The 19,574-nt window shown below is 73.5% G+C and carries 19 protein-coding genes and 1 pseudogene; 7 read left to right on the top strand and 13 right to left on the bottom strand.

Going from position 1 to position 19,574, the window contains the following annotated elements; genetic code table 11:
• Window positions 1–153: 153 nt before the first annotated feature.
• The 3 genes and pseudogenes from ACIA8Q_RS24595 to ACIA8Q_RS24585 form a co-directional block, all read right to left on the bottom strand.
• On the bottom strand, window positions 154–957 hold the full coding sequence (locus tag ACIA8Q_RS24595; RefSeq protein WP_360212210.1) for a DUF3710 domain-containing protein: 804 nt from the start codon (window positions 955–957) through the stop codon (window positions 154–156).
• 2 nt (window positions 958–959) lie between these two features.
• A pseudogene (gene dut, locus ACIA8Q_RS24590) lies at window positions 960–1,494 on the bottom strand (dUTP diphosphatase).
• The gene (locus ACIA8Q_RS24585; RefSeq protein WP_360212333.1) at window positions 1,491–2,069 is read right to left on the bottom strand and encodes a PaaI family thioesterase; all 579 of its coding nucleotides are present in this window, start codon (window positions 2,067–2,069) and stop codon (window positions 1,491–1,493) included. Before ACIA8Q_RS24585 ends, dut begins: the two are co-directional and overlap by 4 nt.
• A 135-nt stretch (window positions 2,070–2,204) precedes the next feature.
• On the opposite strand from ACIA8Q_RS24585, the gene ACIA8Q_RS24580 reads away from it, so the two are divergent.
• On the top strand, window positions 2,205–2,654 hold the full coding sequence (locus ACIA8Q_RS24580) for a DUF3093 domain-containing protein (protein ID WP_360212214.1): 450 nt from the start codon (window positions 2,205–2,207) through the stop codon (window positions 2,652–2,654).
• A 246-nt stretch (window positions 2,655–2,900) separates the two neighbouring features.
• Here the strand turns inward: ACIA8Q_RS24580 and ACIA8Q_RS24575 are convergent, their stop codons facing one another.
• From ACIA8Q_RS24575 to ACIA8Q_RS24560, 4 genes are all read right to left on the bottom strand, one after another.
• Complete coding sequence (locus tag ACIA8Q_RS24575) at window positions 2,901–3,200, bottom strand: DUF4193 domain-containing protein (RefSeq protein WP_030057692.1); 300 nt, start codon at window positions 3,198–3,200, stop codon at window positions 2,901–2,903.
• 528 nt (window positions 3,201–3,728) lie between these two features.
• A complete protein-coding gene (locus tag ACIA8Q_RS24570; RefSeq protein ID WP_360212216.1) occupies window positions 3,729–4,709 on the bottom strand; it encodes an acyl-ACP desaturase in 981 nt (326 codons plus the stop codon).
• A 240-nt stretch (window positions 4,710–4,949) separates the two neighbouring features.
• Window positions 4,950–6,233, bottom strand: coding sequence for a HAMP domain-containing sensor histidine kinase (locus ACIA8Q_RS24565; RefSeq protein ID WP_360212218.1), 1,284 nt, complete (start codon window positions 6,231–6,233; stop codon window positions 4,950–4,952).
• Window positions 6,234–6,381: 148 nt separating this feature from the next.
• Window positions 6,382–7,035: a response regulator transcription factor gene (locus ACIA8Q_RS24560; RefSeq protein ID WP_030285473.1), complete on the bottom strand. Its 654-nt coding sequence runs from the start codon at window positions 7,033–7,035 to the stop codon at window positions 6,382–6,384.
• A gap of 445 nt (window positions 7,036–7,480) precedes the next feature.
• Between ACIA8Q_RS24560 and ACIA8Q_RS24555 the strand changes: the two genes are divergently transcribed.
• Window positions 7,481–7,666: a hypothetical protein gene (locus ACIA8Q_RS24555; protein WP_030057688.1), complete on the top strand. Its 186-nt coding sequence runs from the start codon at window positions 7,481–7,483 to the stop codon at window positions 7,664–7,666.
• A gap of 189 nt (window positions 7,667–7,855) precedes the next feature.
• On the opposite strand, the gene ACIA8Q_RS24550 is transcribed toward ACIA8Q_RS24555, so the two are convergent.
• Together ACIA8Q_RS24550 and ACIA8Q_RS24545 are read right to left on the bottom strand one after the other, a co-directional pair.
• Window positions 7,856–8,680, bottom strand: coding sequence for an inositol monophosphatase family protein (locus ACIA8Q_RS24550; protein ID WP_360212220.1), 825 nt, complete (start codon window positions 8,678–8,680; stop codon window positions 7,856–7,858).
• Between the two features lie 23 nt (window positions 8,681–8,703).
• Entirely contained in the window at window positions 8,704–9,846 is a 1,143-nt protein-coding gene (locus ACIA8Q_RS24545) for a ferrochelatase (protein ID WP_360212222.1), read from the bottom strand.
• 128 nt (window positions 9,847–9,974) lie between these two features.
• Here ACIA8Q_RS24545 and ACIA8Q_RS24540 point away from each other — a divergent pair, with 128 nt between their 5' ends.
• From ACIA8Q_RS24540 to sepH, 4 genes are all read left to right on the top strand, one after another.
• Window positions 9,975–11,231 carry an MFS transporter gene (locus ACIA8Q_RS24540; protein ID WP_360212224.1) on the top strand — a complete coding sequence of 419 codons (1,257 nt, stop codon included), beginning with the start codon at window positions 9,975–9,977 and terminating at the stop codon, window positions 11,229–11,231.
• 102 nt (window positions 11,232–11,333) lie between these two features.
• On the top strand, window positions 11,334–12,656 hold the full coding sequence (locus tag ACIA8Q_RS24535; RefSeq protein ID WP_360212226.1) for a D-arabinono-1,4-lactone oxidase: 1,323 nt from the start codon (window positions 11,334–11,336) through the stop codon (window positions 12,654–12,656).
• Window positions 12,657–12,781: 125 nt separating this feature from the next.
• Complete coding sequence (locus ACIA8Q_RS24530; protein WP_396317685.1) at window positions 12,782–13,486, top strand: hypothetical protein; 705 nt, start codon at window positions 12,782–12,784, stop codon at window positions 13,484–13,486.
• 585 nt (window positions 13,487–14,071) lie between these two features.
• Entirely contained in the window at window positions 14,072–15,148 is a 1,077-nt protein-coding gene (gene sepH / locus ACIA8Q_RS24525; protein ID WP_360212230.1) for a septation protein SepH, read from the top strand.
• A gap of 56 nt (window positions 15,149–15,204) precedes the next feature.
• Here sepH and ACIA8Q_RS24520 read toward each other — a convergent pair whose 3' ends face one another.
• Entirely contained in the window at window positions 15,205–16,080 is an 876-nt protein-coding gene (locus ACIA8Q_RS24520; protein ID WP_360212232.1) for a sulfurtransferase, read from the bottom strand.
• Window positions 16,081–16,246: 166 nt separating this feature from the next.
• On the opposite strand from ACIA8Q_RS24520, the gene ACIA8Q_RS24515 reads away from it, so the two are divergent.
• Window positions 16,247–16,987, top strand: coding sequence for a VOC family protein (locus ACIA8Q_RS24515; RefSeq protein WP_360212335.1), 741 nt, complete (start codon window positions 16,247–16,249; stop codon window positions 16,985–16,987).
• Between the two features lie 42 nt (window positions 16,988–17,029).
• On the opposite strand, the gene ACIA8Q_RS24510 is transcribed toward ACIA8Q_RS24515, so the two are convergent.
• From ACIA8Q_RS24510 to ACIA8Q_RS24500, 3 genes are all read right to left on the bottom strand, one after another.
• The gene (locus ACIA8Q_RS24510; RefSeq protein ID WP_360212234.1) at window positions 17,030–17,686 is read right to left on the bottom strand and encodes a thymidine kinase; all 657 of its coding nucleotides are present in this window, start codon (window positions 17,684–17,686) and stop codon (window positions 17,030–17,032) included.
• Between the two features lie 61 nt (window positions 17,687–17,747).
• Complete coding sequence (locus tag ACIA8Q_RS24505; protein WP_360212236.1) at window positions 17,748–18,935, bottom strand: nucleotide pyrophosphatase/phosphodiesterase family protein; 1,188 nt, start codon at window positions 18,933–18,935, stop codon at window positions 17,748–17,750.
• Window positions 18,936–18,971: 36 nt separating this feature from the next.
• Window positions 18,972–19,571 (bottom strand): DUF5998 family protein, encoded by a 600-nt coding sequence (locus ACIA8Q_RS24500; RefSeq protein ID WP_360212238.1) that lies wholly within the window; start codon window positions 19,569–19,571, stop codon window positions 18,972–18,974.
• Window positions 19,572–19,574 lie beyond the last annotated feature (3 nt).

The raw sequence follows: 19,574 nt of genomic DNA, 5'->3' as shown, positions 1-19,574 counted from the left end.
CGTTTTCCCGGAGTTTCATTTCATCGGATTCGCTTTCCGCTTGTCCCCGCTCTCTCGCGGCGACTCCGGAACTGTACGGGGCCGGGCCCGCCACATGCAAATCGCCCCCGCCCGGCACTCCGGACGGGGGCGATCGGTGCGACGCGGACCAGGTCAGCGGACCTCGGTGATCTCCGGGCCGCGGGCGAACGGGTCGAGCGCGGCACCGCCGAAGCGGTTCTCGCCCTCGCCGGCAGCGGCGGCCGCCCCACCACCGTCGGCGACCATCTGGGCGTCCTCGGGGAGCTTCAGCACGATCGGGTCGCGGGGCGCCATCGGGCTCTCACCGCGGACGACGACCGTCTGCTGGAAGACCTGCTCCAGGATCCCGGCCATCTCGGGCTGCACGGCGGCCTGGCCCGAGATCACACCGCGCAGGAACCAGCGCGGTCCGTCGCAGCCGACGAAGCGCACCAGCTGCACCCCCTGGGTGCCGTCCGGCAGCTGCACCGGGACCTGGGCGCGGAGGTGCCAGCCGAGCGGGCCCTCCTCCTCCTCGATGAGACCGCCCTGCGAGGTGATGCCGTTGGCGATCTCCTCGCGGACCTCCCCCCAGATGCCCTCCGACTTCGGGGCCGCGAAGGCCTGCAGCTGGATGGCGCTGTTGCCGAGGACGAGGGTCGCGGCGACGATCGCGTCTCCGGCGACCTCGACGCGCAGCTCCATGCCCTCGACACCGGGGACCAGCAGACCCCCGAGGTCCACCCGCCCCTCCTCGGGGTTCTCCAGCTCGGAGTGGTCCCACGGACCGTCCGGGCGCGGGGCCGGCGGGAGACCGACCCTGTCGGCCGGGTCCAGCTCGGTCACGTTCTCGCTCTCGGCGGAACCTTCGACGTCATCGGCCGTCTCGTCGGCGCTGATGGCGTCGTCGGCGAGCTGCTCGACAGCGTCCTCGCTCTTCTGGCGACGACGGAACACGGTCACTGTCCTTCCCGGTCCAAGACCGATGCGAATACCTGCTCGGCTTCCTGCGAGGCCGCGGGCATGCTAGACCGCGGCATGGCCGCCGGTCGACCCGAACCCGCCCTCGGCACGTGCCGACCCAGGCAGCTCGGCCACCTCGTGGAAGCGGGCCTTCTCGACCTGCTGGATGACCAGCTGGGCGATCCGGTCCCCTCGGCGGAAGCTGACCCCCTCGCGCGGGTCCAGATTGACGACGATCACCTTGATCTCTCCACGGTACCCGGCATCGACCGTCCCCGGGGCGTTCACGAGGGCAACTCCGCAACGAGCTGCCAGCCCGGAACGGGGGTGGACGAACGCCGCGTAGCCGTCCGGCAGCGCGATGGCGACGCCGGTGGGCAGGACGGCCCGCTCGCCGGGCGCGAGCTCGGCGTCGACGGTGGTGCGCAGGTCGGCACCGGCGTCGCCGGGCTGCGCGTAGGCGGGCAGCGGCAGCTCGGGGTCGACGCGCCTGATCAGGACGTCCAGCGGCGGGCGGGGAGTGTCGCTCAAGGGTTCACCTCAAAGGCTCGTGCGCGCTTCATCAGGTCCGGGTCGTCGAGGACCTTCTCGATGTCCTCGGGACGACCGTGCGTGGTGAAGTGTTCCAGCTTCACCTGGATGAAGAGCGCCTGCGCCCGCACCGCGACCGGTCCGGCGGGGCCGCCGATCCGCGCCTCCGCGGCGCTGTAGATCTTGCGGCCGTGCACGCCGGTGATCCAGGCGCGCAGGTGCAGGACGGAGTCGACGGGCACCGGGCAGAGGAAGTCGGTCTCCAGCCGGCCGGTGACGGCGGGGGCGTGCAGCAGCCAGTTCAGCGTGCCGAGGGTCTCGTCCATGGCCGTCGTCAGCACGCCGCCGTGGGCCAGGCCCGGGCCTCCCTGGTGGACGTCGCGGACGGCGAACTCGGCGGTGACGTCGAGGCCCTCGCCGGCGACCGCGTCGATCCGCAGGCCACCGGGGTGCTGCGGGCCGCACCCGAAGCAGTGCTCGTAGTGGGAGCCGAGCCGGGTGCCGGGGGCGGGTGCCTCGGGGGCGCGCGGCGGCAGCACCGCGTCCGGCGGCGGCGTGGTCGGGGTCGGTGTCATCGCGGGCTCCGGCCGGTCGGTGGGGGTGGTGGGGGTGGTCGCACCGGTCACGGGGCCCCACCCTACCCAGCGGTAGGGGCGCGGCCGGTGGGGGTGGCGTCCCGGCCCCGGCGTCAGGGCGCCCACAATGGGGGCATGTACGACGAACGCCTCACGGTGCCGCGCTCCTGGTGGCTGCTTCCGGTCGCAGTCGGTTTCACGCTCGCGCTGATCCTGATCCGGGTCAGCGGCCCTGCCGCGCTGGCCGGGCTGGTGGTGGGCATCGCCGCCGGCGCGGTCGCCATCAGCAGCTACGGCTCGGCCCGGATCCGCGTGGTGCAGGGCTCCCTGGTGGCCGGGCAGGCCCGGATCCCGGTGGACGCCCTCGGCGCCGCGCACCCGCTGAGCCCCGCCGAGGCGGTGGCCTGGCGCGGGCCGAAGTCCGACCCGCGCGCCTTCATGCTGCTGCGCAGCTACGTCCCGACGGCGCTGCGGGTGGAGGTGACCGACCCGGCGGACCCGACGCCGTACCTCTACCTGTCGACCCGATCGCCGATGAAGCTGTCCGAGGCCCTGGAGGACGCCCGACGGGGCGCCCGCACGTAAGTCCGGGGCGCGCGCGGCGAGCGCGCGACCCCCGGTCCGGAAAACGGAGAGGGACGGTTCCGCTGCTGCGGGACCGTCCCTACGACTTCGTGCCGACCGTCGTGCTCCTGGCCGACCGGGTCCTCCCGGAGCCGTCCCTCAGGACGGCGTCCGGACCTGCCGTCCGGCCCCGCTGCCCGGGGCCGGAAGGGGCGCTGTGCCGGTCCCGCGGTGGCCGCGGGCACCGGGCCCTGTCCGCCGCGGTGCTCAGGCGCCGCAGTCCCGGCAGATCGGGTTGCCGTTCTTCTCGCTGTACAGCTGGCTGCGGTGGTGGACCAGGAAGCAGCTCATGCAGGTGAACTCATCGGCCTGCTTCGGCAGCACCCGAACCGCGAGCTCCTCGTTCGAGAGGTCGGCGCCGGGGAGCTCCATGCCCTCCGCCGCGTCGAACTCGTCGACGTCGACGGAGCCGCCGCCCTTGTCGTTACGACGAGCCTTGAGCTCCTCGATGCTGTCCTCGTTGAGCTCGTCGTCGGTCTTGCGTGGGGTGTCGTAGTCCGTTGCCATTTTTCGCTCTCCCCCTCCGGGTTGTGCGGTGTGTGCGGTATCTCCAGCGCACGTAACGCATGGGGGGCCGGTCTTGTGCCCGACCCGAGGCGGAGATTTTGCCTTACTTCAAGCCCTGTTACTCAATCGACACTCAGCCAGGGGTCCGTTGGGGTGATCCACCAGCACGTGGCGGGCCTCACGCTGGGGCACCGCCACCCCTTTCGGGACCCGGCAGGACGGATACGCACAGTAAGCGCAGGCCATGAGGTCTCTCGCCGAATCCCTTGCCCACCTGGGGCGCCGGTCAACCCTTCACCCGAACGGCCCCAGGAAATCTGATCACGGAACGCAACCGACACCATCGCGCAAGTGATCACTCTCCGAGTTCACCCGAAGTCACGGAGCGACACGGTGTGACCTTGGTCACGTTCAGAATCTTCCGGGGCAAACCACGGAAAATCCACCCAGGTCGACAGCCCCGCGAAGCGCCCTGTCGAGCGCCGCGGGGCTCCGCCGACGACGGCCGGGGGACGGCCGCGGGGGGTTCTAGGCGCCCAGACGGGCGGCCCGGCGGGCCAGCTGCGCGGCCTGGCGCTCCTCGAACTTGCGCGCCTGCTCGTCCAGGCCGTCCAGGAAGACCCCGAGCTCGTTCTGGGCCAGCAGGCCCTCGGGGCCGAGGCCGCCGATCTCCATCACGCGCAGGTGGCGCAGCACCGGCTGCAGCACGTCGTCGTGGTGGATGCGCAGGTTGTAAACCCCGCCGATGGCGATCTGCGCGGCGGCCCGCTCGAAGCCGGGGATGCCGTGGCCGGGCATCCGGAAGTCGGTGACCACGTCGGCGATGGCGCGCATCGCCTGGTCGGGGGCGATCTCGAGGGCGGCCTTCAGCAGGTTCCGGTAGAAGACCATGTGCAGGTTCTCGTCGTTGGCGATCTTCGCCAGCAGCTGGTCGCAGAGCGGGTCGCCGGCGAACTTGCCGGTGTTGCGGTGCGAGATGCGGGTGGCGAGCTCCTGGAAGGCCACGTAGGCGACCGAGTGCAGCATGCTGTGCGCGTTGTCGGACTCGAAGCCCTCCGACATGTGGCTCATCCGGGCCCGCTCCAGCTCCACCGGGTCCACGGCCCGGGTGGCGAGCAGGAAGTCGCGGATCGCTATGCCGTGGCGGCCCTCCTCGGCGGTCCAGCGGTGTACCCAGGTGCCCCAGGCGCCCTCGCGGCCGAACATGGTGGCGATCTCGTGGTGGTAGCTGGGGAGGTTGTCCTCGGTCAGCAGGTTGACCACCAGCGACACCCGGCCGAGCGGGGTCACCTGGGACTGCCCGACGTTCCAGGCCTCGCCACCGAGCACGCCGTCGAAGTCGCGACCCTGGCTCCAGGGCACGAACTCGTGCGGCATCCACTCCTTGGCCACCGCGAGGTGGCGGTTGAGCTCCTTCTCCACGACCTCTTCGAGGGCCAGGATCAGGCGCGCGTCGGTCCAGCCGCTCGATCCGAGCGAGGGGCTGCTCTGCACGGGGGCGATGGTCACGGTCTTGCTCCTGGGGGACGGCACGCGCTGGGACGGGCGCGTTGGGCGGGCACGTCTTCAGACGCACTTACGGTTCCGTAGGTTACGACACCGTAAGTTGCTCGGGGCGGAAAAGACAAGCCGCCCCCGCCAGGCCTTATGTCGTCTTGACGGCCTGACGGGGGCGGCTGTGAACGGTCGTTCACGGAGCACGGCGGGGCGGGCGGCCCGAGGGGCCCGGGAAGGGCCTGGTGGGGCGGGTCAGGGGTTCGGGATGCGCACCCGCATGGTGAGCCCGCCACCGGCGCGCGGAGTGGCCTCGATGGCGCCTCCGTGGGCGCGCACCACCGAGCGGACGATCGACAGTCCGAGCCCGACGCCCTTGTCGCTGCGGGTGCGGTCGGCGCCCTTGATCCGCCGGAACGGCTCGAAGATGTGCTCCAGCTCGTAGCCGGGCACCACCGGGCCGGTGTTGGACACCACCAGTTCGCCGCCGCCGGGCACCTCCGCGGTGGACAGCTCGACCCAGCCGCCCGGGGTGTTGTACCGGACGGCGTTCTGCAGCAGGTTGAGCGCGAGCCGCTCCAGCAGCACCCCGTTGCCCCCGACCACGGCGGGATCGAGCTTGGCGCGCAGTTCGACCTCGCGCCGCTCCGCCTCGGCCCTGGTCTGCTCCAGGGCGCGGGTGGCCACCTCGGAGATCTCCACCGGGCGCCGCTCGGTCAGCTCGTTCTCGCTGCGGGCGAGCAGCAGCAGGCCCTCCACGAGCTGTTCGCTGCGCTCGTTGGTGGCCAGCAGGGTCTTGCCGAGCTGCTGGAGGTCGGGCGAGGCCGCCGGGTCGGAGAGCTGGACCTCCAGCAGGGTGCGGTTGATCGCCAGCGGGGTGCGCAGCTCGTGCGAGGCGTTGGCGACGAAGCGCCGTTGCGAGTCGAAGGACCGGTCCAGCCGGTCCAGCATGTCGTCGAAGGTGTCGGCGAGCTCCTTGAGCTCGTCGTCCGGCCCGTCCAGCTCGATCCGCCGGTGCAGGTCGGAGGAGGCGACGTCGCGGGCGGTGCGGGTGATCCGGCCGAGCGGGCGCAGCACCCGGCCGGCCAGGGCGTAGCCGGCCGCGAAGGCGATCACGGCGAGGCAGACCAGCATCGTGAGCGACTTGCGCAGCAGGGTGTTGAGCGCCGAGTTGGAGCGCATCAGGTAGTCGCTGGCCTGCTCCTGGTTGAACTGCGCGCTGTCCATCGAGACGCCGCCGACCCTGACCCGGATGTCGCCGAAGTCGAACTTGCGGGGCGCCAGGTTCTGCACCGCGTCCTGGAAGAACACGTACATCAGCAGCAGCAGGACGACGCCGGCCATCAGGAACATGCCGCCGTAGAGCAGGGTGAGCCGCATCCGGATGGTCGGCCGGAAGGGCAGCCAGGCGAGCATGCCGTCGCCGGGCACGTAGTGCGGCCGGATCGCGCGCGGGGGGTGCGGTGGCTTGGGCGGGACGGCGCGCGGGCCGCCGGCGGGCGCGCCGGAGGGCCCGCCGGCCGGGGGCGGGGTGGTCATGATGGTCCTCTCGGGGCGCCCGCCGGGGCGGGCGCGGGATGGGTGGGTCCCACCGGGCCGGCGTCCGGGTCCGTGGATCCGGTGCGGGCCGGCCCGGTGGTCCGGAGCGGTCCGGTGGGATCCGGCCGGGCGGTCCGGCCGGATCCGGTCAGATCCGGTAGCCGGAGCCCGGCACGGTGACGATCACCGGCGGGTCGCCGAGCTTGCGGCGCAGCGTCATCACGGTGACGCGCACGACGTTGGTGAACGGGTCGGTGTGCTCGTCCCAGGCCTTCTCCAGCAGCTGCTCGGCGGAGACGACGGCACCGCCGGCCCGCATCAGCACCTCCAGGACGGCGAACTCCTTGGGGGCGAGCTGGACGGTGCGGCCCTCCCGGATCACCTCGCGGCGGCCGGGGTCGAGCGAGATCCCGGCGCGTTCCAGCACCGGGGGCAGCGGGATGGTCGCACGGCGTCCCAGCGCCCTTACCCGGGCGACGAGTTCGCTGAAGGCGAACGGCTTCGGAAGGTAGTCGTCCGCGCCGATCTCCAGGCCCTCGACCCGGTCGCTGATGTCACCGGAGGCGGTCAGCATGATCACCCTGGTGGCCAGGCCCTGCTCGACCACCTTGCGGCAGACGTCGTCGCCGTGGACCAGCGGGAGGTCCCGGTCCAGGACCACCACGTCGTAGTCGTTGACCGCGATGCGCTGGAGCGCGGCCTCCCCGTCGTACACCACGTCGACGGCCATCGCCTCGCGGCGCAGGCCGGTGGCGACGGCCTCGGCGAGCAGCTGCTCGTCCTCGACGACGAGAACCCGCACGGTCGTTGTCCCTTCTCCAGGCCGGCCCCGGAAGCGGACGCACGGCTCCGACGGTGCCTCCATCCTGCCTGGTCCTGCGGTAAAGCAGCGATAAGCTGCCGCTCGGGCACGGGGCGGAACCGGCGACCGGTGACCGTTCGCACCGGGACCAGTCCGGTTGGACTGTGACACGGGCAACTTTCTCGCGCCGACAGGTTTCCCCGCCCCTGCGGCGGGGAGGACAGCTGCACACCCGCGATCTGGCCTGTCGGCCGATCGCACCCACCCGCCGTGCGTTCATCCGCGCCGGCCCTGGGGCTGGGACGTCACCGGGAGCGGCCGACGGGCCGTCTCCGCGCCCGACCGGAGAATCAGGATCCTGCCTCCCCGGACGCTACCGCTGGCCACGCAACCTCAGGGCGGAGAACGTACGACCGTGCACGTCCGACACAGTAAGGGGGCCCGTATGGACGCCTTCAAGGCCGGAATCCTGCAGCGCATCGCCAACGCCGAGCAGGACCTGCACCGCGCGATCGAGGCCGGGGACGAGTTCCTCGCCGAGGTGGAGCAGTCAGAGCTGGACGACCTGCGCCGGCTCGCCGCCGAGCACGGTGTGGACACCGTGCTGGAGCGTCACCGCACCGCCGCCTGATCCACCCGATCCCGACCCGTCGCCGGAGTTCCGGCACCAGCGGCCCTGCGGGGGCCGTGCGAAACCCCAGGCCCTGGCATCCCTCGTATGCCAGGGCTCTTCGCGTTCCGGGCCCCGTCGCGTTCACGGCGGTTCCCGCTCGGGGCACCTGGCGTCCCGGGGCTCCCGTGCCCCGGGACGCTCCGGAGCTCAGCCCCGGTCCTCCCAGGCGCGCAGCGCGGCGAGCCGCTCCTGCAGCGGCTCGTACACGCCGGGCGCGGCGGCCACCGTCAGCTCGCCGTCCGGGCCGTGGCCGGGGCGGCCGCCGACCAGGGCGCCGGCCTCCGCGGCGATCAGGCAGCCGGCCGCGCGATCCCAGGGGGCCAGTCCGCGCTCGTAGTAGCCGTCCAGCCGCCCGGCGGCGACGTCGCACAGGTCCACGGCGGCGGCGCCGCCGCGGCGGACGTCCCGCACCTCGGGCATCAGGGCCTGCAGCACCTCGGCCTGGCGGACCCGCACCGACCGGACGTAGTTGAAGCCGGTGGCGATCAGCGCCTGGCCCCACGGCGGGGCCTGGCGGGCGGCGAGCGGACGGCCGTCGAGGTGGGCGCCGCGGCCGAGGACGGCCTGGAACAGCTCACCGCGGGCCGGCGCGAAGACCACGCCGACGGCCGCCCGGCCGTCCACCTCGGCGGCCACGCTCACCGCCCAGGAGGGCAGTCCGTACAGGTAGTTGACCGTGCCGTCGAGCGGGTCGACGACCCAGCGCACCCCGCTGGTGCCGTGCCGCTCGGCGCCCTCCTCACCGAGGTAGCCGTCCTCCGGGCGGCGGTCGGTGATCAGCTCCAGGACCAGCTTCTCGGAGGCGAGGTCCATCTCGGTCACCACGTCGACCGGGCTGCTCTTGGTGCCGGCCACGCCGAGGTCGGCGGGCCGGCCGTCGCGCAGCAGGGCGCCGGCCCGCCGGGCCGCGTCCAGGGCGACGTCCAGCAGGTCGTCGAGGAGCCGGTCGTCGGGCAGGGCGGGGGTGGACAAGGGGGACTCCTCGGGACGGGCGGTCAGCGCTCGGCGGCGGCCGGGCGCGGGGCGCGCGGGTTGGGGCAGCAGGCCACCGCGCACACGTCGTGGCTGGGGCCGAGCGCGCCGAGCGCGCAGCGGGTCACCGGCTCGCCGCGTTCGGCGGCGGCGCGCTCCAGGACGAGCTCGCGCACCGCGGCGGTGAACCGCGGGTCGGCGCCGACGGTGGCGGCGCGGGCCACCGGCAGGCCGAGTTCGGCGGCCCTGGCGACGGCCTCGGTGTCGAGGTCGTACCTGACCTCCATGTGGTCGGAGACGAATCCGATCGGGACCATCACCACGGCGGGCGCGCCGTCGGCGTGCTGGGCCTCCAGGTGGTCGCAGACGTCCGGTTCCAGCCAGGGCACGTGCGGGGCGCCGCTGCGGCTCTGGAAGACCAGCTCCCACGGCCGGTCGGCGACCCCGGTGCGCTCGGCGACGGCCTCGGCGATCAGCCGGGCGACGTCGAGGTGCTGGGCGACGTAGGCACCGCCGGGCCGGCCGCGGGCCGGGTCGTCCGGGGCGCCGGAGGAGTCGGCCATGGTGTCCGGGATGGAGTGGGTGGTGAACGCCAGCCGGGCGCCGTCCCGGACCGGCTCGGGCAGTTCGGCCAGGGCCGCCACGGTGGCGTCGATCATCGGCCGGACGAAGCCCGGGTGGTTGTAGAAGTGCCGCAGCTTGTCGACCCGCAGCTCGGGCAGGCCCTCCGCGGCGAGCGCGGCCAGCGCCTCGGCCAGGTTCTCCCGGTACTGGCGGCAGCCCGAGTAGCCCGCGTACGCGCTGGTGGCGAGGACGGCGATCCGGCGGTGACCGTCGGCGGCCAGCTCGCGCAGGGTGTCGACCAGGTACGGCGCCCAGTTGCGGTTGCCCCAGTAGACCGGCAGCTCCAGCCCGTGCTCGGCGAAGTCCTTGCGCAGCGCGGCGAGCAGCTCGCGGTTCTGCTCGTTGATCGGGCTGACGCCGCCGAACAGGAAGTAGTGCTTGCCCACCTCCTTCAGCCGCTCCGGGGGGATGCCGCGGCCGCGGGTGACGTTCTCCAGGAACGGGACGACGTCCTCGGGGGCCTCCGGCCCGCCGAAGGAGAGCAGCAGCAGGGCGTCGTACGGGGCGGCGCCGGTCGGTGAGGGTTTGCGCGCGTCGGACATGGCACCGATCCTGCCATTGAGGGGCCGAACACCGGCGGTTGGGCCGCGCGGGTGTCCGGAAAATACCGTTTGCCAAGGTACGTAAGCTGTGTTGACCAGCCTTGTTCCTTACCCCTCGGAGCTCCCCCGTGCTCTCCAGTTACCGCCGGATATTCGCCGCCCCCGGCACTCTGGCCTTCTCCTCGGCCGGCTTCCTCGCCCGCCTGCCGATCTCGATGACCGGCATCGGCATCGTGACCATGCTCTCCGAGCAGAGAGGGTCGTTCGGGGTGGCGGGCGCGGTCTCGGCGACCCTGGCGATCGCCGCCGGAGCGCTCGGACCGGCGGTGTCCTGGCTGGTCGACCGGTACGGGCAGCGCCGGGTGGCCCTCCCCGCCGCCGCGCTCTCCGTCTCCGCCGCGATCGGACTGCTGCTCTGCGCGCACTTCGGCGCACCGGCCTGGACGCTGTTCCTCTTCGCCGTCGGCATGGGCGTGATGCCCAGCGCCGGCGCCATGGTCCGCGCCCGCTGGGCGCACCTCTACCGCGAGGACGCCGGCCGGCTGCACACCGCGTACTCCTTCGAGGCGGTGGTCGACGAGTTCTGCTTCATGGTCGGTCCGATCCTCGCCGTCGTCCTGGCGACCAACGTCCTTCCCGAGTCCGGCGTGCTCGCCGCCGTCGTCGCGCTCACCGTCGGCATCACGCTGTTCACCGCCCAGCGCCGCACCGAACCGCCGGTCCACCCGGCCGCCTCCCGCAGCGGCGGCAGCGCCATCCTCAACGGCGGCCTGATCGTCCTGGTGCTCACCTTCATCGCCACCGGCGCGATCTTCGGCTCGGTCGAGATCGTCACCGTCGCCTTCGCCAGGGCCCAGGGCCACGAGGGGCTGGCCGGCACCGTCCTCGCCGTGTGGGCGCTCGGCTCCGGCCTGGCCGGCATGGTCTACGGCACGCTCAAGCCCAGGGGCTCGCTGTCCACCCGGTTCTTCGCCGGCGTGACGCTGATGGCCCTGAGCATGGTCCCGGTCCTGATCGTCTCCTCGACCGTCCAGGGCCTCGGCGGGCTGCTCGCCACCGGCGCCGCCCTGATGCTCGCCGGCCTCGCCATCTCGCCGACCCTGATCTCCGCGATGGCCCTGGTGGAGCGGCTCGTCCCGGCCTCCCAGCTCACCGAGGGGATGGCCTGGACCACCAGCGGGCTCGCCCTCGGCGTCGCCTTCGGCTCCTCCGCCGGCGGCTGGGTGGTGGACGCCTCCGGCGCCGCCGCGGGCTACTGGGTGCCGCTGGTCGCCGGTGCGCTCGGCGTGGCCACCGCGCTCGCCGGACTGGGCCGGCTGCGCGCCGGAGTCAGCTCCGACGAGCCCGCCGAAGCGGCCGGACAACCCGTAGACCTCGAACGGTGAACTGACTAGTCTCTCCCTACCCGCGGCCCTACCCGCGGGTAGGGCGGCGCTGCCGCCCCGACCCCGCGCCGACCCGTTCGGCCACGGAGCAGGAGGCGGCGCATGCCCCAGACCAGTACCGTGACGCCCGCCCGGTGGACCAACTGGGCCGGGAACCAGAGCGCCCGGCCCGCCCGGTCCGCCGCCCCCGGCACCGCGGAGGAACTGGCCAGGGAGATCCTGCGGGCCGCCGGACAGGGCCGCACCGTCAAGGCCGTCGGCTCCGGCCACTCCTTCACCTCGATCGCCTCCGCCGGCGACGGCGTCCTGCTCCGCCCGCACGCGCTCACCGCCGTCCGCGGCATCGACCGCGAGGCCGGCACCATCACCGTCGAGTCCGGCGTCCCGCTCGCCCGGCTCAACCGGATCCTCGCCGGCGAGGGCCTCTCGCTCACCAACATGGGCGACATCGAGGTCCAGACCGTGGCCGGCGCCACCAGCACCGGCACCCACGGCACCGGCCGCGACTCCGGCTCGCTCGCCGCCCAGATCCGCGCCCTGGAGATCGTCCTCGCCGACGGCACCGTCCGGCACTGCTCCCCCACCGAGAACCCGCGGCTCTTCCAGGGCGCCCGGCTCGGCCTCGGCGCCCTCGGCGTGATCACCGCCCTGACCTTCGGCGTCGAACCGGCCTTCCTGCTCACCGCGCACGAGCAGCCGATGGCCTTCGACGAGGTGCTGGAACGGCTCGACGACCTCACCGCCGTCAACGAGCACTTCGAGTTCTACTGGTTCCCGCACACCGACCGCTGCTCCACCAAGCGCAACAACCGCAGCCAGGGCCCGGCCGCCCCGCTGCCCCGGTTCAAGGAGTGGCTGGAGGACGACTTCCTCTCCAACACCGTCTGGGAGGGCGCCTGCCGGGTCGGCCGGCGCTTCCCCGGCAGCATCCCCGCCATCGCCTCGCTGGCCAGCCGCGCCTGGTCCGACCGCAGCTACACCGACACGGCGTACCGGGTGTTCACCAGCCCCCGCAAGGTCCGCTTCGTGGAGATGGAGTACGCGGTGCCGCGCGCGGCCGTCGCCGGGGTGCTGCGCGAACTGAAGGCCCTGGTCGACCGCTCCGACTGGAAGGTCAGCTTCCCGGTCGAGGTGCGCTTCGCCCCCGCCGACGACCTCTGGCTCTCCACCGCCTCCGGCCGCGACAGCGCCTACATCGCGGTGCACCTCTACCGGGGCACCGCCGACCAGGGCTACTTCACCGGCGTCGAACAGCTGATGACCGCGCACGCGGGCCGCCCGCACTGGGGCAAGCTGCACACCCGCGACGCCGAGTACCTGGCCGGCGTGTACCCGCACTTCGGCGACTTCACGGCGCTGCGCGACGAGGTCGACCCGCAGCGGGTCTTCGGCAACGACTACCTGCGCCGCGTGCTCGGCGCCTGACCTCGGCCGGGCCTCAGGGCGTCGAGGACGCGGCCCCCGACCGGGGCGCCGCCGGCGTCCGGCTCGGGACGGGAGGCTGCGAGGAGGCCCCGCCCGACGGCGTCCCGCCGCCCGCCGACGGGGAGGTGCCGGCCGACGGCGAGGTGCTCGGCCCCGCCGAGGGCGAGGTCGTCCCGCCGCCCGGCTCACCGGAGCCGCTCGGGCTCGGCTCCCGGCTCGGCCCCGTCGGCGCCGGGGCCGTGGCCCCGGCGGACGGCGACCGACCCGCTCCGCCGGGCTCGCGCGCCGGGGGCGTCCGCTCCGGTTCCTCCCGCGGCGTGGAGGAGGTAGGGGTGGAGGACCCGGGGGTGACGGCGCCGCCGAAGGAGGTGCCGTTGCCGGACCGCCCCTTCACCGTCGCCGAGACCGGCTGGCCGGTGGCCAGTTCGAACGCGACGATCGGCGTCATCGCCAGCACGAACACCAGCCCGGACACCGCCGCGTACGTCCGCCAGGTCCAGCGCCGGCGCGCCCGCACCACCCGCGGCTCGTTCCACTCCGCGGAGAGCACCGCCACCGGCGACTCCACCACCGGCGACTCCACCACGGGCGCCGGGCCCACCGGGCCGGCCGGCACCTGGCGCAGTCCGTTCGCGGTGTGGACCGGCCCCCGTTCCGTCACCGCCCCGCGCAGCTGCTCGCCGGTGCGCCGGAAGACGTGCTGGAACACCGCACTACCGGTGGTGGCCCCGATGCTGACCACCGCCGCGCCCAGGATCGTTCCGTACACGCCGAGTTCCGAGGCGAGCAGCGCCCCGGCCACCGTCGCCAACGCACTCGCCACGACCTGAGCCACACTCAGATCGATTCGCCTGCGATCCTCCTTGCCGCCCTCCTCGGCGGGGTTCCGCTCCGGCATCAACATCCCTCGGTCCGTACGACTGATCCTCGAACAAGCCACTCCATCTTGCCCAAAGAAGGACACAAGGGACGAAAATGCGGTTCTCCGCCCCCGATATATGTGAAGATGATCACCGTTCACCCGGCAGTGGTCCGCCATTAGGGGCGCGCGCTCTTGAGATTCCCGTGAATCGCGGGAGACTTGAGCGGCGAGCCGCCCCTTCGGATGCCACGAATGGAGTACTGTTCGTAAAGCCTGAGCCTTGGGTCGACTTGTCGACTGCGTCCGTACCGGCAGCTTGACGAAGAGCCACGGGCCAGGCACGCACGGCGACGACCGTCCCGGAACGTCGCGTTCACTGCGCGTGCGAGGACGGCCGGGACACCCAGGCGCGACGTCGACGGATGACGTGGCAAAAAGGCAACCGTGCCACAGTGGCGCGCCCGGGCGTATGCCCGACACGCCGGGGAACTCAGCAAGGTTGTGGCCAGTCGCGAGCGGGCAGGCCACACTCAGTACGGGAGCAGCGACGCAGGTGACGTCGGCAGGCACCACCCGGGAGGTAACCGTGCCCGAACTGCGGGTTGTGGCCGTCAGCAACGACGGCACACGGCTGGTGCTCAAGGCTGCCGACAGCACGGAGTACACCCTCCCCATCGACGAGCGGCTGCGCGCCGCCATCCGCGGCGACCGGCCGCGCCTCGGCCAGATCGAGATCGAGGTCGAGAGCCATCTGCGCCCCCGGGACATCCAGGCGCGGATACGAGCAGGCGCCTCCGCGGAGGAGGTCGCCCAGGCCGCCGGCATCTCCGTCGACCGCGTCCGCCGCTTCGAGGGGCCGGTGCTCGCCGAGCGCGCCTTCATGGCCGAGCGCGCCCGCAAGACCGCCATCCGCCGCAACGGCGAGTCCACCGGGCCCCAGCTCGGCGAGGCCGTCGCCGAGCGGCTCGCGCTGCGCGGCGCGGAGAAGGACACCGAACGCTGGGACTCCTGGCGGCGCGACGACGGCACCTGGGAGGTCATCCTCTCCTACCGGGCCGACGGCGAGGGCCGCAGCGCGTCGTGGACGTACGACCCGCCCCGGCGCCTGGTCCAGCCCAACGACGACGAGGCCCGCGCGCTGATCGGCGAGAACGTCGAGCGCGAGGAGGAGTCGGTCTTCCCGTTCATCCCGCGGATCGCCCGGCTCCCCCAGGACCGGCCGCCCCGCCCGATGATCGACCGGCCCTCCGCCGACCGCATCATGTCGGCCCGTGAGGTCCGCGAGTCCCGCGAGGCCACCGCCGAGGCCAGGGACTCGCTGACCAGCCTGCTCGACGTCGTCCCCGCCTTCCGCGGCGACCTCGCCGTCAGCGGCCCCACCCCGATCGAGCCGGTGCCCGCCGAGGTCGCCGAGGAGAGCGAGGAGCCGGCCGCCGCGGCCCCGGCCGTCGGCGCGGGATCGGCCTACGCCGACATCCTGATGCCGCGGGCCGTCGCCCCGCACCGCGAACGCCTCGTCGGCACCACCGACCGCCAGGCCGAGGCGGACGGCGTCCGCCCCGGCCGCCGGGCCACCGTGCCCAGCTGGGACGAGATCGTCTTCGGCAGCCGGCGCAAGAAGCAGGAGTAACCGCCGTACGGAAGGGGCGGGAGGCCCGGCCTCCCGCCCCTTCCGCGTGCCCGGACTCAGCCCGGCTGCCCGGTCACCGCCACCGGGCGGGCCGCGTCGCTCGACCACTCGCTCCACGACCCGGGGTACAGCGTCGCGGGCAGGCCCGCCACCTCGAGCGCCAGGATCTGGTGCGCCGCCGTCACCCCCGAGCCGCAGTACACCGCCGTCTCCCGCTCGCCCGCGCCCAGCGCGCGGAACCGCGCCGCCAGCTCCGCGGCCGACCGGAACCGCCCGTCCGCGTCCACGTTCTCGGCCGTCGGCGCCGACACCGCCCCCGGGATGTGCCCGGCCCGCGGATCCACCGGCTCGGTCTCGCCCCGGTAGCGCTCGCCCGCCCGGGCATCCAGCAGCAGGCCCTCGCGCGCCCAGGCCGCCGCGCCGTCCGCGTCCACCACCGGCAACCGCCCCGGCACCGGCTTGAAGTCGCCCTCCGCCGGCTCCGGCACCTCCGCCGTCACCGGCAGACCCGCCGCCACCCAGGCCGCGTACCCGCCGTCCAGCACCCGGACGTCCCGGTGCCCGGCCCAGCGCAGCAGCCACCAGGCGCGGGCCGCCGCCAGCGAGGCCGCCCCGTCGTACACCACCACCGGGCGGTCGGCGTCCACCCCGAATCCGCGCATCGCCGCACCGAACTCCTCCGGGTCCGGCAGCGGGTGGCGCCCGCCCCGGCCCGGAGCACCCGGGTGGGCCGCGAGGTCGCGGTCCAGGTCGACGAAGTGGGCCCCGGGCAGGTGCCCGGCCAGGTACTCCTCGGCCGCGGTCGGGCCGGAGGCCGCGGCACCGACCAGCCGGTAGCGCACGTCCAGCAGCACCGGCGGGCGGACGGAGGCGAGCGCCTCCCCCAGCGCGCCCGCGGAGATCAGCGGAGAAGCGTCGTTGTAGGTCGTCATGGCGGCCATTGTCGCGCAGCACCGACGAACCACCGCTCTTTGTGCGGACTTTGCCGGACTTTCCGCGCGGCCCGAGGGTTCGGTGCCCGCCAGGGTGGAAGCATCACCCTCGCGCGCGAGGATCCCCGCGCGCCGACCACCCACGAGGAGGCCCGCATTGCCCGCGGTGGAACTCCGACTGGCCCAGGGCACGCCCTGCTGGGTCAGCCTGCTGACCGACGACCTGCCCGGAGCCCGCGCCTTCTACGGCGACCTGCTCGGCTGGGCCTACCGCCCGGGCCCGGGCCAACTCGGCGACTACGTACGGGCCGAACTCGACGGGGAGCCCGTCGCCGGCCTCGGCGTCTCCACCGCCACCGGGTTCCCGGTGCAGTGGACCACCTACTTCGCCGTCGACGACGCCGACCGCACCACCCAACTGGTGCGCGAATGCGGCGGAACCGTCGCCGTCGGCCCGCTGCAGGCCGAACGGGCCGGCCGGATGGCCATCGCCGCCGACGTCTCCGGCGCCGTCTTCGGGCTCTGGCAGGGCGAGGAGCACACCGGCCGCGAAGCCGGCCCCGAACCCGGCGGACCGGCCTGGGCCGAACTGCTCACCCCCGACGCGGACGGCGCCGCGGCCTTCTACGCCACCGTGCTCGACCGGCCCGTACGGCCCGCCGACGGCGAGTCCGCGCTCCTGGTGCACGGGCGGCCGGTCGCCGGCATCCGGCACCACGCCGAACTGCGCGGCCACCCGCCGCGCTGGCGGGTCCACTTCGCCGTCCGCGACACCACGCGGACCGCCCGGCACGCCGTCGAGCTCGGCGGCCGCGTCCTGGTGGAGCCGCACGACACCCTGCGCGGCCGGGCCGCCCGGCTGGCCGACCCGCAGGGCGGGCACTTCTCGGTGATCGAGGCGCTGTGAGCCGCCCGGTCCGCGCCCGAGCGGGCACCGGGCCGCCCGCGGTCAGGCCCGCTGCTCCTCGAAGGGCAGCACGTCCGGCGAGAGCACCGAGGCCCGGGCGGTCGCCGAGGTGAGGCGGCGGCGGTGGTGCCGGCGGCACAGCACCTCGTAGCTGACCTCGTCCTCGTCGACCGTGATGTCGCCGACCACCACCTGGGCGCCCTCGACCACCATCACGCCGCCCACCGTCCGGGCGTTGTGGGTCGCCCGCGCGCCGCACCAGCACAGTGCCTCGACCTGGAGCACCTCCACCCGGTCGGCCAGCTCGATCAGCCGCTGCGAACCCGGGAACAGCCGGGTGCGGAAGTCCGTGGTGATCCCGAACGTGAAGACGTCGATGTCGAGTTCGTCCACCACCCGGGCCAGCTGGTCGACCTGCCCGGCGGCGAAGAACTGGGCCTCGTCGCAGATCAGGTAGTCCACCCGGCCACCCGCCGAGAGGCGCTGCACCACGTGCGCGTGGAAGTCGAAGTCGTCGGTGACCTCGACCGCGTCCGCCCGCAGGCCCAGCCGGCTGGAGATGGTGGCCGCACCGGCCCGGTCGTTGCGGGTCAGGATGATCCCCTGCCGGCCGCGCGCGGTGTGGTTGTGGTCCATCTGCAGCGCCAGCGTCGACTTGCCGCAGTCCATCGTGCCCGAGAAGAACACCAGTTCAGCCATGGGTGGAGCAAAGGCCTTTCAAATCAGAGGAGTTCGGGCACAGAGGAGTCAACGGAAGCGCTCAGCCGCGGACTTCGAGCAGGGGCACGAACTGCTCCACCGGGGTCATCGAGCCGTGCAGTCCGACCATCGCGGACTCCCCCGGCTCGTTGCGGGAGGCGATGATCGCGATGTCGTCCCGCGCCGCGGCCACCACGTCGCCGATCCGCCCGTACACCCGCTCGTCCACAGCCGGGCCGAACCAGCCCGCGTCGATCGCCTGGTCCCGGGTCGCCACCCACATCCGGTCGCCCAGCACCTCGCTCCAGACCGCGTGCACGTCGGCCGCCGCGCCGGGCACCGCGTACACGTGCCGGGCCCGGCCCTCACCGCCCAGCAGGGCCACGCCGGCGCCCAGCTCCCAGTCCTCGTCGAAGTCGATCCGGTCCTCCGGGGCGATGTCGATCATGCCGTGGTCCGCCGTCACGTACATCGCCGAACGCGGCGGCAGCTGCTCCGCCAGTCGGCGGGCCAGCCGGTCCACCGCGTCCAGCGTCATCCGCCACTCGTCCGAGTCCACCCCGAACCGGTGGCCCGCACCGTCCAGCTCGCTGACGTAGGTGTACACCAGCGCCCGGTCGTGCTCGGCCAGCCAGGAGGCCGCCAGATCCATCCGCTCCATGCCGGTGGTCCGGCCCAGGAAGGTGCCGCCGGACAGCGCCACCCTTGTCAGCGGGGTCTGCGCGAACAACGGGGAGGACACCTGCGCCGTCGCCACCCCCGCCTCGTGCGTCCGGTCGAAGACCGTCGGGTACGGCTGCCACGCCCCCGGGTCGGTGTGCGGCTGCCAGCGCAGCTGGTTCATCAGGTACCCCGCGCCCGGCACCGCCACCGTGTACCCGACCAGGCCGTGCAGCCCCGGAGGGGTGCCCGTCCCGACCGAGGCCAGCGAGGTCGCCGTGGTCGACGGGAAACCCGCGGTCAGCGGGCGGCCCGAGCCGCCCAGCGAACCGGCCGCCAACGAGGACAGGAACGGCGCGTACTCCGGGTGCCGCAGCAGCAGCTCCCAGCCCAGGCCGTCCACCAGGAACACCACCACGCGGTCCGCCGGGGCGATCGGCAGGGTGGCGGTGAAGCCCGGAACCCCCAGCCCCGCCGCCACCGAGGGCAGCAGGTCGCAGAGCGAACCGCTGCCGTACGGGGGCGCGGGAGCCGCGGCCGGGTCAAGGATCTCGAAGGCGTCGTAGCCGTCGGCGGGTGCGAAGGACATGGAACCGGATTCAGTAGCGGACGGAGGCGGCGGCGCTCAGACCCGCGGGCCGTTGCTGATCGTCGCGTCGGACAGCGCACGGGCGAACACCAGAGCCTGCGCGACCGTCTCCGGGCCGTCACCGGCCTCGCTCACCCGCAGTGAGAGGTCGTCAGCCGTCGCCGACCCCGTGTAGCCGTGATCCGCCTCGCAGTTCGGGTCCGAGCAGCCCGCCGGCTCCAGGTCCAGCCGCTGCACGGCACCCCAGCCGATCGTCAGCACCACCTCGCGCGGCAGCGTCCCCGGCGTGTACGTCTCCGGGTTCGCCACCATCCGGCTCAGCACGACCGAACCGATCCGGTCCAGCCGGACACTCTCCGTCGACGTCGTCGCGAACGGCACCGCCGGACTGCCGCCGTCCCCCGACTGCTCGTCGGTGTGGCTCACCACGAACCGGGTCGGGGTCAGCACCAGCACCGTCACGTGCCGGCGCACCTCGTTGGCGTCGAAGGTCGTCTCCTGGTGCACCAGGTACGAGCTGATCGGCTCCGGGCCCACCGCGGCCTCGACCGCCTCGGACACCAGGGCCGGGTAGTAGCCGCTGCGCTCGATCGCCGAGCGCAGGTCCTGAGTGGTGGTCGTACCGGTCTTCGCCATAAC

This window comes from Kitasatospora sp. NPDC051705 (assembly GCF_044453265.1).
Lineage (GTDB): Bacteria > Actinomycetota > Actinomycetes > Streptomycetales > Streptomycetaceae > Kitasatospora.
The sequence above is the reverse complement of the archived record's forward strand: the minus strand, read 5'-3'. Positions and strand labels throughout refer to the sequence as shown.

What these genes read in the sequence shown, in the direction of transcription:
- ACIA8Q_RS24535 (WP_360212226.1), top strand. Translation starts at nt 11,334, where the DNA reads ATGCCCCAGACCAGTACCGTGACGCCCGCCCGGTGGACCAACTGGGCC.
- ACIA8Q_RS24505 (WP_360212236.1), bottom strand. Translation starts at nt 18,935, where the DNA reads ATGTCCTTCGCACCCGCCGACGGCTACGACGCCTTCGAGATCCTTGAC.
- ACIA8Q_RS24580 (WP_360212214.1), top strand. Translation starts at nt 2,205, where the DNA reads ATGTACGACGAACGCCTCACGGTGCCGCGCTCCTGGTGGCTGCTTCCG.
- ACIA8Q_RS24500 (WP_360212238.1), bottom strand. Translation starts at nt 19,571, where the DNA reads ATGGCGAAGACCGGTACGACCACCACTCAGGACCTGCGCTCGGCGATC.
- ACIA8Q_RS24545 (WP_360212222.1), bottom strand. Translation starts at nt 9,846, where the DNA reads ATGTCCGACGCGCGCAAACCCTCACCGACCGGCGCCGCCCCGTACGAC.
- ACIA8Q_RS24510 (WP_360212234.1), bottom strand. Translation starts at nt 17,686, where the DNA reads ATGGCTGAACTGGTGTTCTTCTCGGGCACGATGGACTGCGGCAAGTCG.
- ACIA8Q_RS24565 (WP_360212218.1), bottom strand. Translation starts at nt 6,233, where the DNA reads ATGACCACCCCGCCCCCGGCCGGCGGGCCCTCCGGCGCGCCCGCCGGC.
- ACIA8Q_RS24585 (WP_360212333.1), bottom strand. Translation starts at nt 2,069, where the DNA reads ATGACACCGACCCCGACCACGCCGCCGCCGGACGCGGTGCTGCCGCCG.
- ACIA8Q_RS24520 (WP_360212232.1), bottom strand. Translation starts at nt 16,080, where the DNA reads ATGACGACCTACAACGACGCTTCTCCGCTGATCTCCGCGGGCGCGCTG.
- ACIA8Q_RS24555 (WP_030057688.1), top strand. Translation starts at nt 7,481, where the DNA reads ATGGACGCCTTCAAGGCCGGAATCCTGCAGCGCATCGCCAACGCCGAG.
- ACIA8Q_RS24575 (WP_030057692.1), bottom strand. Translation starts at nt 3,200, where the DNA reads ATGGCAACGGACTACGACACCCCACGCAAGACCGACGACGAGCTCAAC.